This is a genomic window from Azohydromonas lata (assembly GCF_034427735.1).
Taxonomy (GTDB): Bacteria; Pseudomonadota; Gammaproteobacteria; order Burkholderiales; family Burkholderiaceae_C; genus Azohydromonas; species Azohydromonas lata.
In genome coordinates this window covers 1-646 of the sequence record NZ_JAXOJX010000198.1, presented here as the reverse complement: position 1 = coordinate 646, position 646 = coordinate 1, and the positions used below count along the sequence as shown (strand labels likewise).

General features: G+C 65.8%; 1 protein-coding gene. It reads left to right on the top strand.

From position 1 onward, the window contains the following. The coding region (locus SM757_RS35000; protein ID WP_322468867.1) for a type I secretion C-terminal target domain-containing protein at positions 1 to 646 on the top strand (646 nt) is incomplete at both ends.

Genomic DNA, 646 nt, shown 5'->3' with positions numbered 1-646 from the left:
CGATACCTTCGTGCTGTCGCCGCAGCAGTACGCCACGCTGCTGCAGGGCGCGCGCGACTTCGCCACGCAGCAGCCCACGGTGGACAACGGCTGGGATGCGGGGCTGGTGAGCGTGCCGGCCCAGGCCACCGAGATCACGGACTTCACCGCCGGCGCCAATGGCGACGTGCTGGACGTGAACGAGCTGCTGCGCAATGCCGCGGTGAACTTCGACGGTGGCAACCCGTTTGACGGCGGCTACCTGCTGCTGGTCCAGCAGGGCGCGGATACGCTGGTGCAGTTCGATGCTGAAGGCCTTACCGGCGCGTTCCGGGAGCTGGTCACCATCGCGGTGCTGCGCAACGTCGATGCTGCGCAGATGAGCAGCGCCAACTTTGAGCCGGCCTTCGAGCCCACCGTCGCCGAGCAGCCTGGCATCAACCACGCGCCTGTCGGCGACGTGAACATTGAAGGCGACGGCCTGCAGGGCCACACGCTGAGTGCCGTTCACGCGCTGTCCGATGCCGATGGCTTGGGTGACCTGGTCTATCAATGGCTGCGTGATGGCGAGGCCATTGCCGGGGCCAACCACGCTGACTACCGCCTGACCCAAGAGGATGTAGGCAAGGCCATATCGGTCCAGGTTTCGTATGTTGACCTGCAAGGC